This window comes from Halomonas sp. NYA30, assembly GCF_976980765.1.
Map to the genome: position 1 here is coordinate 3,089,941 of NZ_OZ334477.1, position 14,412 is coordinate 3,104,352.

At 55.9% G+C, this 14,412-nt stretch carries 11 protein-coding genes; 5 read left to right on the top strand and 6 right to left on the bottom strand.

The features are described 5' to 3' along the window. Positions 1 to 6 precede the first annotated feature (6 nt). The 3 genes from ACWI0H_RS14415 to ACWI0H_RS14425 form a co-directional block, all read right to left on the bottom strand. Positions 7 to 1,929 carry a PrkA family serine protein kinase gene (locus tag ACWI0H_RS14415; RefSeq protein WP_485873768.1) on the bottom strand — a complete coding sequence of 641 codons (1,923 nt, stop codon included), beginning with the start codon at positions 1,927 to 1,929 and terminating at the stop codon, positions 7 to 9. A gap of 294 nt (positions 1,930 to 2,223) precedes the next feature. Then, on the bottom strand, positions 2,224 to 3,270 hold the full coding sequence (locus ACWI0H_RS14420; protein WP_485873769.1) for a threonine aldolase family protein: 1,047 nt from the start codon (positions 3,268 to 3,270) through the stop codon (positions 2,224 to 2,226). A gap of 357 nt (positions 3,271 to 3,627) precedes the next feature. Next, entirely contained in the window at positions 3,628 to 5,649 is a 2,022-nt protein-coding gene (locus ACWI0H_RS14425) for an FAD-dependent oxidoreductase (protein ID WP_485873770.1), read from the bottom strand. A 185-nt stretch (positions 5,650 to 5,834) separates the two neighbouring features. Between ACWI0H_RS14425 and ACWI0H_RS14430 the strand changes: the two genes are divergently transcribed. Together ACWI0H_RS14430 and ACWI0H_RS14435 are read left to right on the top strand one after the other, a co-directional pair. Continuing rightward, positions 5,835 to 6,749, top strand: a complete 915-nt coding sequence (locus ACWI0H_RS14430) for a DMT family transporter (protein WP_101147800.1) — start codon at positions 5,835 to 5,837, stop codon at positions 6,747 to 6,749. Between the two features lie 42 nt (positions 6,750 to 6,791). Then, entirely contained in the window at positions 6,792 to 8,360 is a 1,569-nt protein-coding gene (locus ACWI0H_RS14435) for a GNAT family N-acetyltransferase (protein WP_336274473.1), read from the top strand. 83 nt (positions 8,361 to 8,443) lie between these two features. Here the strand turns inward: ACWI0H_RS14435 and ACWI0H_RS14440 are convergent, their stop codons facing one another. Both ACWI0H_RS14440 and ACWI0H_RS14445 read right to left on the bottom strand, forming a co-directional pair. Next, positions 8,444 to 8,743 (bottom strand): MGMT family protein, encoded by a 300-nt coding sequence (locus ACWI0H_RS14440; RefSeq protein ID WP_176302023.1) that lies wholly within the window; start codon positions 8,741 to 8,743, stop codon positions 8,444 to 8,446. Positions 8,744 to 8,793: 50 nt separating this feature from the next. Then, positions 8,794 to 9,402 (bottom strand): FMN-dependent NADH-azoreductase, encoded by a 609-nt coding sequence (locus ACWI0H_RS14445; protein ID WP_485873771.1) that lies wholly within the window; start codon positions 9,400 to 9,402, stop codon positions 8,794 to 8,796. Between the two features lie 356 nt (positions 9,403 to 9,758). On the opposite strand from ACWI0H_RS14445, the gene ACWI0H_RS14450 reads away from it, so the two are divergent. Continuing rightward, positions 9,759 to 11,114 carry an IS1182 family transposase gene (locus tag ACWI0H_RS14450; RefSeq protein ID WP_016913619.1) on the top strand — a complete coding sequence of 452 codons (1,356 nt, stop codon included), beginning with the start codon at positions 9,759 to 9,761 and terminating at the stop codon, positions 11,112 to 11,114. A gap of 36 nt (positions 11,115 to 11,150) precedes the next feature. On the opposite strand, the gene ACWI0H_RS14455 is transcribed toward ACWI0H_RS14450, so the two are convergent. Next, complete coding sequence (locus ACWI0H_RS14455) at positions 11,151 to 12,047, bottom strand: LysR substrate-binding domain-containing protein (RefSeq protein WP_485873772.1); 897 nt, start codon at positions 12,045 to 12,047, stop codon at positions 11,151 to 11,153. Positions 12,048 to 12,198: 151 nt separating this feature from the next. Between ACWI0H_RS14455 and ACWI0H_RS14460 the strand changes: the two genes are divergently transcribed. Further along, positions 12,199 to 13,386, top strand: coding sequence for a TauD/TfdA family dioxygenase (locus tag ACWI0H_RS14460; RefSeq protein WP_485873773.1), 1,188 nt, complete (start codon positions 12,199 to 12,201; stop codon positions 13,384 to 13,386). A 70-nt stretch (positions 13,387 to 13,456) separates the two neighbouring features. Further along, entirely contained in the window at positions 13,457 to 14,395 is a 939-nt protein-coding gene (locus tag ACWI0H_RS14465; RefSeq protein WP_485873774.1) for an ABC transporter substrate-binding protein, read from the top strand. The last annotated feature ends 17 nt before the right edge of the window (positions 14,396 to 14,412 follow it).

A 14,412-nucleotide genomic window follows, 5' to 3' on the forward strand; every position in this document is an offset into this window, starting at 1 on the left:
CGTCCCTTACTGGGACTTACGCACGCGCAGGTACCACTCGGACAGTAATCGAACCTGTTTTTCGGTGTAGCCGCGCTCAACCATCCGCGCCACAAAGTCTTCATGCTTCTTCTGGTCTGACCGGGAGGCCTTGGCATTGAACGAAATCACCGGCAGTAGCTCTTCGGTGTTGGCGAACATTTTGTGTTCGATAACACCTTTTAGCTTTTCATAGGACTGCCAGCTCGGGTTCATACCATTATTTTGTGCGCGTGCTCGCAGCACAAAATTGACCACTTCATGGCGGAAGTCTTTCGGGTTGGAGATTCCCGCCGGTTTCTCAATTTTCTCCAGCTCTTCGTTCAGCGATTGGCGATTCAACAGCTCGCCGGTTTCATGATCACGGTATTCCTGATCCTGTATCCAGAAATCAGCGTAGGTTACGTAGCGGTCGAAAATATTTTGACCATATTCGCTGTAGGATTCGAGGTAAGCGGTTTGAATCTCCTTACCAATAAAGTCCACGTAGCGGGGCGCCATATACTCTTTGATGAAGCCCAAGTAGCGTTCAAACACTTCTGAGGGCAGCTGTTCACGCTCCAATGCCTGCTCCAGCACATAAAGTAGATGCACCGGGTTGGCAGCCACTTCGGTGCTATCAAAGTTGAATACCTTAGAAAGAATCTTGAAGGCGAAACGAGTGGAGAGCCCTTGCATGCCTTCGTCAACGCCAGCCGCGTCGCGATACTCCTGAATCGACTTGGCACGCGGATCGGTGTCTTTCAGGTTTTCACCGTCGTACACGCGCATCTTGGAATAGATATTGGAGTTTTCCGGCGCTTTAAGCCGTGACAACACCGAAAACTGCGCCAGCATGCGCAGCGTATCCGGCGCGCAGGGCGCGGCATTTAATGAAGAATCCTCTAGTAGTTTTTGATAGATTTTGATCTCTTCGGTGACTCGCAGGCAATAAGGCACTTTGACGATATAGACCCGGTCAAGAAATGCCTCGTTGTTACGATTGTTGCGGAATGCCTGCCATTCAGACTCGTTAGAGTGCGCCAGGATCACCCCATCAAAGGGTATTGCTCCCATGCCTTCGGTGGGATTATAGTTGCCCTCCTGCGTCGCGGTGAGCAGTGGATGCAGCACCTTGATCGGCGCTTTGAACATCTCCACAAACTCCATCAACCCCTGGTTGGCACGGCATAAGCCACCAGAGAAGCTGTAGGCATCTGGGTCGTCCTGGGAGTAAAGCTCCAACTGGCGGATATCGACCTTACCCACCAGCGAGGAGATATCCTGGTTGTTCTCATCTCCCGGCTCGGTTTTCGAAATGGCAATTTGATTCAACCGTGAGGGGTACAAACGTACCACCCTAAACTGGGAAATATCACCGCCATACTCTTTGAGCCGCTTCGCCGCCCAGGGCGACATCACGCTGCGCAGATAACGCTGAGGAATACCGTACTCTTTCTCTAACAGCTCGCCATCCTCCTCGGGAGAGAATAAACCAAGTGGCGACTCATAAACTGGCGAGCCCTTAATGGCATAGAACGGGATGCGTTCCATCAGTAACTTCAAGCGCTCTGCCAGTGATGACTTACCGCCACCCACTGGCCCCAGCAGGTAGAGGATCTGCTTGCGCTCTTCAAGCCCTTGGGCAGCATGGCGGAAGTAGGCAACGATTTGCTCGATAGCCTCCTCCATACCGTGGAACTCTGCAAAGGCAGGGTAGCGGCGAATCACTTTGTTGGAAAAAATGCGTGACAGACGCGGGTCTTTCGCCGTGTCGATCACTTCAGGCTCGCCTATGGCTTCCAGCATGCGCTCGGCGGCGCTGGCATAAACCTTCGAGTCACGGCGACAAAGCGCCAAGTACTCCTCAAGGCTCATGTCTTCTTGCTGAACGCGGGCAAATCGGTCTTGAACGCGATCAAAGATACTCATGGAATTCTCCTGTGGCCTAACCCCAGGCTGCCACCGCCAAACCAAGTGTTTCGCAACGGTGTGCCAAACGAGGTGTCGCTTTTTTTAGCGTAGTCAGCATTAGCAAAAAGTGATGACTAAAACCTTCAACGCAGCGGCGATACAGTTAAGAGAATTATTCAGGGGATTAGTTGCGTTAAATAAAGCAACTGGCTACGAAAGGGAGCGCACTAGAGCAGTTGCGCCGCTGCCAGGGCAGCGGCGCAACTAGATTGCAGGTGCTAAACAGCAGCAAAAGAGGTGCTGTTTTCGCGCTTAACGCTCAAGCACGTCACGAATATCGGCTAATAACTCATCAAGTAATTCAACGGTGGTGTTCCAGGCACATACAAATCGGGCACCGCCAGCGCCAATAAAAGTATAGAAGGTCCAGCCTTTGGCTTTCAACGCTTCAATTGCCGGGAGTGGCAATTCAACGAAAACGCTGTTGGCCTGAGTAGGGAACATCAGTGAGACACCCGGCAACGCCTGTAGGCCTTCCGACAGGTAGCGAGCCATGGCGTTGGCGTGCTGGGCATTCGTTAACCAGGCGCCGCTCTCTAATAACCCTAACCATGGCGCTGAGATAAAGCGCATTTTAGATGCCAGCTGGCCTGCTTGCTTGCAGCGGTAAGAGAAATCTTCGGCTAACTCACGGTTAAAAAACAGGATTGCTTCCCCAAACGCCAAGCCGTTCTTGGTACCTGAAAAACACAGCGCATCCACGCCTACCTGCCAGGTCAGTTCAGCGGGAGTGGCATTTAGACTTGCACAGGCGTTGGCAAAGCGGGCACCGTCCATATGCAACCGCAGGTCATGTTTATCAGCAATGGCGCGAATCGCCATCAGCTCTTCGCGGGAATAAAGCGTGCCCACTTCGGTCGCTTGGGTCAGCGAGACCACTTTGGGTTTGGGGTAGTGAATATCGCTGCGCTTGGTGACCAGCGCCTCGATACCTTCCGGGGTAAGCTTGCCATTGGCGCCGGGTGAGGTCAGCAGTTTTGCGCCGTTTGAGAAAAACTCCGGGCCACCACACTCGTCGGTTTCGATATGCGCCAGCTCATGACAAATAACGCTGTGGTAGCTACGTCCCATCGCTGAAAGGGCCAGTGAGTTAGCAGCGGTGCCGTTGAAAACGAAGAAGACGTCACAGTCATAGTCAAACATTTCGCGGAAGCGATCTGCGGCACGGGCCGTCCAGGTATCGTTACCGTAAGCCAAATCATCGCTGCGGTTGGCTTCTAATAGATATTCCATCGCCTCCGGGCAAATACCGGAGGTGTTATCACTGGCTAAAAAACGCGGGCTACACTCCGAGGTCATGACAGTTGTCCTTATATCTGGCGATCTTACGGCACAGGCTGGGTGCCACCAGTGCCTTTAATGCCTAGCTATGCTTAATAGCCAGGCCAAGAAATCCCTTAATAACAGGACATTCAGTCTATCGCCATTAATGGGTAAACGTCACCCGCTCTACTAGCTTGTCTAGAACTATATCAAATACATCGGTGTCGAGAGCATGCTTCCGAGAGGGCGCTGTAAACCCATCCATGGGCGCTACTTTCGCCATCTGACCGCCATGGATGGCGGAAATGCCGTCATTGTCAGGAACATTTTCCGGCCATGGCGAAAGACCCTCTCTTCAACCTGCCCTCACACCTAGTGAAAGTTTTGACCCGATTACAGGATAGCGGCCAGACGTGTGCCCTGCTCAATCGCCCGTTTGGCATCCAGTTCGCTGGCTTCATCGGCACCGCCAATAATATGCACCGCCACTTTTGCCTGCTCCAGCGGCGCCAGTAACTCCCGCACCGACTCTTGCCCGGCGCACACCACCACGCTGTCTACCGCCAACACTTGATCAACGCCCTCGCGGCGAATATGCAGCCCTTGGTCGTCGATTTTGTGATACTCGCAGCCCGTTAGCGTGGTGACCCCACGGGCTTTAAGCGAGGCGCGGTGCACCCAGCCAGTGGTTTTACCCAGGTTTTTACCCGGTTTGGAGCTTTTACGCTGCAGCATCACGATCTCGCGGGGAACGTCTGGCGGTGTCGGTGTTTTTAAACCGCCGCGTTCGCCCACTGCTAAATCAACGCCCCATTCGTCGCACCAGTCAGCAATATCCAACGCGGGGTGTCCTTGGTGTGCCAGCAGTTCAGAGACATCAAACCCAATCCCCCCCGCGCCGATCACGGCTACTTTACGCCCGACCCGCTCGGGCGACTCAATCGCCTCGGCGTAGCTCAGTACCTTTGAATGGTCGTGGCCCGGCAGGCTTAGTTCGCGGGGTCGAACGCCGGTGGATAGCACCACTTCATCAAAATCGGCAAGCGTTTCTGCGGTTGCCGTGGTGTTCAAGCGCACCTCTACCGAATACTTCTCTAGCATTACGCGGTAGTAGCGCAAGGTTTCGTTGAACTCCTCCTTACCGGGGATTCTCCGCGCGTAGTTAAACTGCCCGCCGAGCTCACTGCGCTGTTCAAACAGCACCACGTTATGCCCGCGGCTGGCCGCTGTCACAGCCGTTGCCAGCCCCGCCGGGCCGCCGCCAACCACCGCGACTCTTTTACTCGTTTGCGCAGGCTCTATCACCAGCTCGGTTTCATGACAGGCGCGAGGATTAACCAAACAGGAGGTCAGCTTGCCGGCAAAGGTGTGATCCAGGCAGGCTTGGTTACAGGCGATGCAGGTATTGATCTCGTCTGCTAAACCTTCCTGGGCTTTACGCACCCAGGCGGGATCAGCCAGAAAAGGCCGCGCCATGGAAACCATGTCGGCGTGGCCCTCTGCCAGCACCCGCTCGGCGACCTCGGGCATGTTGATGCGGTTAGTGGTGATCAATGGAATCGAGAGCGCCGACTTGATGCGCTTAGTCACCTCGGTAAAGGCCGCTCGTGGCACGCTGGTCACAATCGTGGGCACCCGCGCTTCGTGCCAACCGATGCCGGTATTAATGACATTAGCACCAGCAGCTTCAATCGCTTGCCCAAGGGTAACCACCTCTTCCCAGGTACTGCCCTCTTCGACCAGATCAATCATCGAGAGGCGGAAAATAATCACGAAACGTTCACCTACCGCCTCGCGTACACGACGCACAATCTCCACGGCAAAGCGCATGCGGTTTTCAAACGCCCCACCCCACTCGTCCTCGCGCTGATTGGTGCGTTGGCAAATAAACTGATTAATCAGATAGCCTTCAGACCCCATCACCTCCACGCCGTCATAGCCTGCCTGCTGGGCCAGACTCGCGCAGCGCACGTAGTCGGCAATTTGCTGCTCCACCTCGTCGCTACTTAGCGCCCGTGGCATAAACGGATTGATCGGGGCCTGTATCGCCGAAGGTGCTACGAGATCCGGTGAGTAGGCGTAGCGTCCGGCGTGCAGAATCTGCATACACAGGTGGCCGCCTTCAGCGTGCACCGCATCAACCACTTGGCGGTGCTCCGGCAGTTGCGCTTCGTCAACAAGCGCATTGGCCCCCTGAAAAACCGCGCCTTCTGCATTGGGGGCGATACCGCCAGTGACAATCAGGCTAACCCCCTCCCGCGCCCGCTCGGCATAGAAAGCGGCTAGCCGTTCAAAGCCATTCGGCGCCTCTTCCAAATTGGTGTGCATCGAGCCCATTAAGACGCGGTTAGGCAGCGTCAAATGACCAATCGTTAGCGGTCGGAAAAGATGCGGATAGGCGGGCGTCTGGGTCATCACGGGTCTCCTGAATCTTATTAGTAGCGTTGCAAGGCAAATTCAAACAAGCGTATGACATCCTGAGCATCACGTATAGCCCTTAGATCTAGTCCTTCAATCTAGCCCCTCGATCTTTTGCCAACCGCTTGCCCAGCGCGCGAATCCGCGTCACATTACCCGGCTAACGATAAGGAACAGTTGCTATGCCCTTGATTTACTTTTTGCCGCCGCTCGCCACTGTATTGATATGGTCGGGCAATATGACCATTAATCAGCTTAGCGTAGGCGCCATTGCGCCCAGTAGTATCGCCTTTTTACGCTGGTTATTAGCACTCGCGGTGATGACGCCTTTTGTGCTGCCTGCGGTGTTGCGTCACCGTGACGAGATTCGTCGCCAATGGCCGAAGCTTGCGCTACTCGGGTTACTCGGCATGGGCCTATGGCAGGGGCTTGCCTATGTAGCGGCAGAAACCACCACCGCCACCAATATGGGCATTCTTGCCGCCATGGTGCCGTTGCTAACGGTGCTGCTGAGCGCGCTTATTCTCCGCGAACCACCGACTTTAGGCGGTGTTTTGGGCGGGGTGCTAGCGTTTGTGGGCGTCACCGTATTGCTAGGGCGTGGCAATCCGCTTTCGCTACTGCAGCTCCAGGTCGCCCTGGGCGATGCGCTGATGGTGGTCGCAGCAACCTGCTACGCGCTATATGGCGTGATGCTCAAGCGCTGGTCAATGAACTTACCGCCTTGGGTGATGCTCTACGCCCAAGTCTGTTTCGCCGTCCTATTCTTGTTGCCACCCTATTTAATGGGGCCAATGACGCCGATTGATGGGCAGAATATCGGCTTGATTCTCTATGCAGGTATTCCCGCCTCAGTCATCACTACGTTTCTATGGATGCGGGCGGTACGTCAAATCGGTGCCAATCAATCGAGTATTTTTATCAACCTGATGCCGCTATTTAGCGCAGTCATTGCCATGATCTTTTTAGGTGAGCGAGTGGCTGGTTTCCACTTTGCAGGCGGGCTACTCATCCTTGCCGGGGTGATCATGGCGCAAACACTGACACGGCCGTTAACCCGCGAGTTAACACCAGATAAGCCGAGCAACGCCCAATAATGCTAGAATGGGCGTTTACTTCTGACGCTGGGAAGCCCTGATATGTCCCTGGAAGAACTGCATCTTAATCTGCGCAACCTAATGAGCGATGACTACGATCAGCTCAAGGCATTGATGGACGCTGTCTATCACGATATCGGTGGAGCTTGGCCAAAGCGCACGATCGACAAATTAATTCAGGAATTCCCTGATGGCCAAATCGCCATTGAGGACGATGGACTGCTGGTGGGCGTGGCGCTCACCGTGCAGGTGGATTACGACGAATTTTCTAATCCGCACAAGTACGATGATCTGATTGGTCACCGCGAGATCATCCTCAATGATGAGGATGGCGACGCCATGTACGGTCTGGACGTGCTGATTCACCCGGATTACCGCGGCTATCGCTTGGGCCGCCGACTTTACGAAGCGCGTAAAGAGCTGTGCCGCTCAATGAACCTGCGCGCAATACTGGCCGGTGGGCGTATTCCCGAGTATCACCAGCACGCTGATGAACTCACCCCAGCTCAATACATTGATAAAGTCTCGCGCAAAGAGATTTACGACCCGATTCTCTCTTTCCAGCAGGCCAATGACTTCCAGGTCAAGCGCCTGCTGCGTAAGTACCTGCCGGAAGATGAGCAGTCGCGCGGTTACGCTACCCTGCTAGAGTGGAACAACATTCTGTTTGAGCCTGCTGCCAGCGTGCTCGACAACAAGCCTACCCAAGTACGTGTAGGTGCTGTGCAGTGGCAAATGCGTGAGTTCTCCTCAGTGGAAGCCGCGCTTCAGCAGATTGAGTACTTTGTTGATGCGCTGTCTGACTACCAGAGCGATTTTGCGGTATTCCCAGAACTGTTTTATGCCCCCTTGATGGGCCTTCAGGATCGCGCCGCCCAGCAGGATCAAATGGGCGCCATTCGCTTTTTGGCAGGTTTCACCGAGCGCTTTAAGTCGGAACTCTCGCGCATGGCGGTCTCCTATAACATCAACATTGTCGGTGGTTCGATGATTGAGGTCGGCGAGGATGACCGCCTCTACAACATCGCGTACCTGTTCCACCGCGATGGCAGCGTTGAGCGCCAGGCCAAGTTGCACATTACGCCTCAAGAGCGGCGCGACTGGGTCATTGAGGGTGGCGATGAGCTACAGGTGTTCGATACCGACGCTGGGCGCGTGGGCATCCTGATCTGTTACGACGTGGAATTCCCAGAGCTTGGTCGTCTACTGGCCGACCAAGACATGGACATCCTATTCGTACCCTTCTGGACCGATACCAAAAACGGCTACCTGCGCGTGCGCCACTGCGCCCAGGCGCGGGCAATTGAAAACGAGTGCTACGTGGTGCTGTGCGGCAGCGTCGGCAACTTGCCGTCGATTGAAAACCTGGATATCCAGTACGCGCAATCCGCGGTGTTCTCACCTTCTGATTTCGCCTTCCCCCACGATGCGGTGCTGGCGGAAACCACGCCGAATACCGAGATGATCTTTTTCTCGGACTTGGACTTGACCCGTTTGACGGTAGTGCGTGCCGAAGGCTCAGTGACCAACTTGAAAGACCGCCGCAAGGATCTGTTTGATTTACGCTGGCGCGACTGGTCGTGGAAATCGGGTGCTAACCTGGAGGAGTGAAGGGAATCATGAAAACAACAACGCCGCCCAATGGGCGGCGTTGTTGTTTCTAAAAGTGTGTTGTACTAGAGGAGTTATATAGCTCAATCAGGCCAAACAAGATGCGCGGGTACGCGGCCTTTGGCATCGAACAGCACCCCCTCATCGCGTAACTTGCGGTGCTGGCGCTCGGCGCCACCATGGTCGGCAAGCTTTAAGGATGCTGCAATCACGCGATGCCAGGGCAACTGATGGCCATCCGGTAGGTGGCGCATAGCCGACCCCACCATGCGCGGCGTAGCGCCTTCGGTCATGGCTGCAATGCGGCCATAGGTGGTCACTCGGCCCGGCGGAATTTGATCGACAATGGTGTAGATCTGCTCGAGCAATTCCGGCCGGGGCATGTGAAATATCCTCTTATTTATTACGCGTCTTTAAAAATCTTACCACCTGCTTACAGCGCCTCGACCAATTGATCGATCGCTTGAAAAGCTTCCTTGAGCGCAGCGTCGCGATGCTGCTCGCCCATGTTCAAACCTTCAGCATAGACCACCTGGGTATCTTTAATCCCCATCAAGCCGAGCATGGCTTTGAGGTGCGGCGTTTGGCTATCCATTTCGGTGCCAGCGTACTGGCCGCCACGGGCAGCCAGGATGATCGCCCGCTTGCCTTCTACCAAGCCTTGAGGCCCGTTTTCGGTATAACGGAATGTTTCTCCAGCCCGCAGCACACGGTCAAACCATGCTTTCAACTGCGAAGGAATACCCAGGTTATACATCGGCACCGCAATCACCAGCACATCATTCGCACGCAGCTCTGCCAGCAGCGTTTCCGAATGAGCAGCCAACTTGTGTTGCTCGGCGCTGCGCTCTGCAGCCGCCACTTGCCAGGCGCCCAGCTCGCTGATATCCAGGTGAGGCAGTGTATTTTTCACCACATCACGTTGGGTGACATCGATACCATCGCGAGCGTTAGCTTGCTCGATAAAGCGATTAGCCAGCGCATTGGATTGGCCGTTTTCCGCCAGAATAGAAGAGGTGATTACCAGGGCACGCGTCGTCATTGTAAGCTCCAAAGATCATTAGGTTAATGAGTTGGAAGCTATTCTACGACGCTTTCCGATAAGCAAAAGCGCAACGTTTTCCGACTTGTATTCGATTAAATCGAATTATGCGAGTGTGCTCTGTTTTATTTACATACATTTCACACATTCACCGGTTAAGCCAGCGGGCAGTCGCAGCCGACATGCTCTTCATCCCATCGAGTTGCACAGCCATTGCCAGACCAACCCTGCTTCATCGCTAACGTGGCGGCGGCTTGGCCGTACCAGCCAAAAGCGCTCGTCGCTAGCAGCCTGTCGGTCTTTCCGTTGCACCGTGAGATACTGACCACCGTCATCGCCGAGCTGAGAAGATCGCCATGAGCCGCTTCATCCCTGTGGATCGCCAGACCGATTACCTGCTGCCGCCTTCGGTAGACGAGTGGTTGCCCGATGGTCACCTGGCGCGGTTCGTTGTCGATGTTGTCGAACAACTGGACCTCTCGACGTTGACCCGGCGTTACATGGGGCGGGGTTCCAAGGCACATCACCCGGCGGTGCTACTGAGCCTGCTGATCTACGGCTACGCCACCGGGGTGGTCTCCAGCCGCAAGATCGAGCGCGCCACCTATGACTCGGTGGCGTTCCGTTACCTGGCCGCCAATACCCATCCCGACCATGACACGCTGGCCACCTTTCGCCGCCGCTTTCTGCCGGAACTGGAACAGTTGTTCGTGCAGGTGCTGTTGCTGGCCCGCGAGATGAAGCTGCTCAAGCTTGGCACCATCGCCCTGGACGGCACCAAGCTCAAGGCCAACGCCAGCAAGCACAAGGCGTTGTCGTATGGCCATGCCAAGAAGCTGGAGGCACAGTTCAGGGCAGAGGTGAAAGCGCTGACCGAGCGGGCCGAGTCGGCGGACAAGGAGGACGCGGCCGACGGCATGGATATCCCCGCCGAGATTGCCCGCCGTGAAGCCCGCCTGGCGGCCATCGCTGAGGCGAAGGCCAAGATCGAGGCGCGCGCCGAGGAGCGGGACGCCACCGAGCAAGCCGCCTATCAGGAAAAGGTGGCGCGGCGGGAGGCGCAGCGCAAGGCCGGCAAGAAGCCCCGTGGGCGTGACCCCGAACCGCCCACTGGTGGCCCGCGTGACAAGGATCAGATCAATTTCACCGACCCGCAGTCGCGCATCATGCCGGTCACCGGCAAGGGGTTTGATCAGTGCTACAACGCCCAAGCCGCGGTTGATACCGAGAGTCTGCTGGTGACCCATGTCCACGTCACGCAGGCGACCAATGACAAGCAGCAAGTCATGCCGCTACTGACGGCCTGGCAAGGTTACCCGGAAACGCTGGGAAAACCTGACCACCTGCTGGGTGATACCGGCTACTTCAGTGCCAGCAATATCCAGGCCTGCCATGACCATGGTATCGAACCGCTGTTGGCGATGAAGCGAGACGTCCATCACCTTCCGGTCTTTGAACGTTTCGCCGCGGATCCGCCTGCCCCGGAGAGCGAGGACCCCGTCGAACAGATGGCACACCGCTTGAAGACGCAGGCGGGCCGAGCGCTCTATGCGCTGCGCAAGCACACGGTGGAGCCGGTCTTCGGGATCATCAAACACGTGATGGGGTTCCGGCAGTTCTCGCTACGCGGACTGGATAAGGTCAGCGGCGAGTGGCGATTGGCCACCATGGCGTGGAATATCAAGCGGATGCACCGGTTGACGGCGGGCTGAGGGCTCGCCGCGCCCAACCGGCCAGCAGGCAAGGCGTCAGAACCGCCTTGCAGAAGCTGAGGGGCAGGTTAAGAGCCACACAACAGCACCAACACCAACACAGGGGGGGGTGAAGAACCCACGCCTCAGCTCATCCATTAACCTCAAGTCCGACAGACTGCTAGGCACACTAATAGTAAAGGGCGCCACTAAATCGCCACGTTGCTCCATTAAACGCCGGTGAGTAAGCGCAATGCCGCCACCTTGGCTGGCAAGTGCCAACGTCATGACCTGGTTATCGCAGGTGAGCGACCAACACTGCGCCTCAACATGGGCAGCACCCGCTTCCTGCAACCAGCCCGGCCACCCCACTCCAAACCCCACGGCGTGCAGCAGCGTGTGCCCGGCCAGATCACTCGGCGCAGAAAGCGTCTCTGCCAAGGCCTGGGAGCACACCGGCAGCAGATGCTCTTCCCCTAGCGGCTGCATTTCAACGCCGGTCCACTCCCCTTTGCCATAGCGAATCTCGACATCTGCCCCTTCAGGGCCAAAGTCATCAGGCCAGATAGCGCTCACCAAACGTATCGCCACCTGCGGGTGGGCGCGGTGGAAGGCAATCAGACGCGGCGCCAACCACGACTGCTGGATGACAGGCGTGGCACGCAGTGTGACCGGTTGCTCGGCCGTACTGCCAAAGACTTCCAGGGTACCTTCGCTGATTCGGACAAAGGCATCATGAATACTCGGCAGCCACGCTTGCCCCGCTGGGGTTAACGTTAAGCTGCGGGCATGGCGAACAAACAACTTCTGCCCGACACGGTCTTCCAGCAATCGAACGCGCTGACTGATCGCCGCCTGGGTCACTCCAAGCTCATTGCCTGCGGCAGTGAAGCTCAAGGTACGCGCTGCGGATTCAAAGGCTTGCAGCCATAACAATGGCGGTAACTGACTCATGAAAAAGAGACCTATAAATTAAATGATGTCTTAGGGGTCAGATTAATCGTTTGTCACTGGCGCTGCTACTCCTCATCCTGGTTAACACTTAAGCACACCCCTAACGCACAGCCATCTGGCTCTGCCGCAAAGGGAGCGATTCGGAGTCATCATGAATAGCGCGGTACAAACGACAACGATACCAACGACAAATAACGCTCAAGCCCCAGACATGGGCGAATTAACCCCCTACCAAACCGGCCCCGCCCTCACTCAGGCAATGCTCACCCAACAAGGTGTTGCACTTGAGTGGCAAGATGGCGAGCACACCACCCTGCCCCTGCTCTGGCTACGCGATCACTGTGCCTGCCAAGCATGCCGTCATCCGCAGACCCGTGAACGGCTTTACCTGCCGCTTGAAGCGATTTCCGAGCCGCCAACCGTGGCGCTACTGGATGGTCACTTGCATTTGAACTGGCAGGACGGCCACGTTAGTACGTTTCACAGCGGCTGGCTTTATCAGCGTCGTCCAGAAGCGACCCTTGCCTCAGCCGTCCCCAACGCCAAACCGTGGGTCAATAACTTCGCGCCTGAGCGCATCAACCATAGCGACTTCCTCACGCCCCAAGGCGAAAAAGCCTGGTTAACCGCTATGCTGCGCGATGGCTTGGCGCTGATCACCGACGGCCCTTTGGTAGAAGAAGAAGTAAGCCGGCTGGCTGAGCGTATTGGCCCACTGCGCGCCACCAATTTTGGTGCCCGTTTTGATGTGCGCTCTAAGCCCAACCCCAATAACGCGGCGTATACCGCGGTAGGATTGCCGCTGCATGTTGATTTGCCCAACTGGCAACAACCGCCCGATATTCAGTTGCTCTACTGCCTGCAAAACGAAGCCAGCGGTGGTGAATCGCTGTTTGCTGATGGTGCCCGCGTGGTAGAAGCGCTACGCCAGCAAGATCCAAAAGCGCTCGCCATACTCAGCGAAACGCCCATCGACTTTCGCTTTCAGGATGAGACCCACGATATTTCCATGCGAGCGCCGGTGGTCACGCTGGACAGCGCAGGTAACTTGGTCGAGATGCGCTTGAACAACTGGATTCGCGACGCGCTTCATTTACCGGTAGAGCAGATGGATGCTTGGTATAGCGCCTATGCTCTATTGTGGAAGTTATTTCACAGCGAAGCGCACCAGCTGGAGTTCACCCTCCGCCCTGGGCAGATGATTGCATTTGATAACCGTCGCGTACTGCACGGACGGCGCGAATTCGACCCCAATAGTGGCGCTCGCCATTTACAAGGCACCTATCTAGACCGCGACATGCTGGCCTCCCGCCTTCGTGTGCTAGCCCGCAACGTTTAGCGGCTTTCAAGTTTAAAGCACTTATCTGACAACAGCGTTTATCTGACAAAAAACCTAGCAAGGAGATCATATGACACATTTTAAACCTCTCGCTTCGGGCATTGCCCTTGCCACCACTGCGCTATTGGCCACGACCGTACAAGCTGATGATCAAACCATCGACTTCGGCGTACCCGCCTGGCCCGGCATTACGGTTAAAACCGCTATTGCTGAGCAGCTATTAAACCCGCTCGGCTACGAAACCAGCGTCCAGGAAATCGGCCTGCAGGTGATTTATCAGGGCATTGAAAGCGGCGATATAGACGTCTTCCTGGGTGCTTGGCTGCCTGCTCAACGCGAGATGTTCAATCCCCGCAAAGAATCGGGCGTACTCATTGATGTGGCGAACAATGTCGATGGCGCACAAATGACTCTGGCGGTTCCTGAATACCTCTTTGATGACGGCTTGCAAAGCTTTGCCGACCTTGATGACTACCGCGACCAGTTGGATGGCGAGATTCATGGCTTTGGTGCCGGTTCAGCGGCCAGCGAGATTCTTAACAACGCTATTGATAACGACACCTGGGGACTCGGCGACTGGCAATTGGTCGACACCAGCGAAGTCGCCATGCTTTCCGCCGCACGCAATGCGATTTCCCGGGAAGAGCCGATTGTCTGGGTGGGCTGGACGCCTCACTGGATGAACCTTGAACTGCCGATGCGCTACCTGGAAGATCCCGAAGATCTGTTCGGCGAGAACAACGGTGAAAGCGAGGTATTGACGCTTCTTCGCAGTGACTATGCTGACGCTAATCCCAACGTCGTGGCGTTCTTTGAGCAATTCACCTTCTCCGCCGAAGAGCAGAGTTGGATGATTCAGGCATTTGGTCAGGAAGAGCGCGATCTTACTGAGGTCGCCGAGCAATGGATCAATGAGCACCCCGAGCGCATTGAAGCCATGCTGGCTGACGTGACCACCACCGACGGTGAGCCCGCCTGGCCGGTGATTGAAGCAGAACTCAACAACTAATCGTTCGCCTAAAAAGC

Bases quoted from the DNA above. Each gene is read 5' to 3' on its own strand.
- ACWI0H_RS14455 (WP_485873772.1), bottom strand. From the start codon at position 12,047: ATGAGTCAGTTACCGCCATTGTTATGGCTGCAAGCCTTTGAATCCGCA.
- ACWI0H_RS14430 (WP_101147800.1), top strand. From the start codon at position 5,835: ATGCCCTTGATTTACTTTTTGCCGCCGCTCGCCACTGTATTGATATGG.
- ACWI0H_RS14440 (WP_176302023.1), bottom strand. From the start codon at position 8,743: ATGCCCCGGCCGGAATTGCTCGAGCAGATCTACACCATTGTCGATCAA.
- ACWI0H_RS14465 (WP_485873774.1), top strand. From the start codon at position 13,457: ATGACACATTTTAAACCTCTCGCTTCGGGCATTGCCCTTGCCACCACT.
- ACWI0H_RS14435 (WP_336274473.1), top strand. From the start codon at position 6,792: ATGTCCCTGGAAGAACTGCATCTTAATCTGCGCAACCTAATGAGCGAT.
- ACWI0H_RS14445 (WP_485873771.1), bottom strand. From the start codon at position 9,402: ATGACGACGCGTGCCCTGGTAATCACCTCTTCTATTCTGGCGGAAAAC.
- ACWI0H_RS14415 (WP_485873768.1), bottom strand. From the start codon at position 1,929: ATGAGTATCTTTGATCGCGTTCAAGACCGATTTGCCCGCGTTCAGCAA.
- ACWI0H_RS14450 (WP_016913619.1), top strand. From the start codon at position 9,759: ATGAGCCGCTTCATCCCTGTGGATCGCCAGACCGATTACCTGCTGCCG.
- ACWI0H_RS14420 (WP_485873769.1), bottom strand. From the start codon at position 3,270: ATGACCTCGGAGTGTAGCCCGCGTTTTTTAGCCAGTGATAACACCTCC.
- ACWI0H_RS14460 (WP_485873773.1), top strand. From the start codon at position 12,199: ATGAATAGCGCGGTACAAACGACAACGATACCAACGACAAATAACGCT.
- ACWI0H_RS14425 (WP_485873770.1), bottom strand. From the start codon at position 5,649: ATGACCCAGACGCCCGCCTATCCGCATCTTTTCCGACCGCTAACGATT.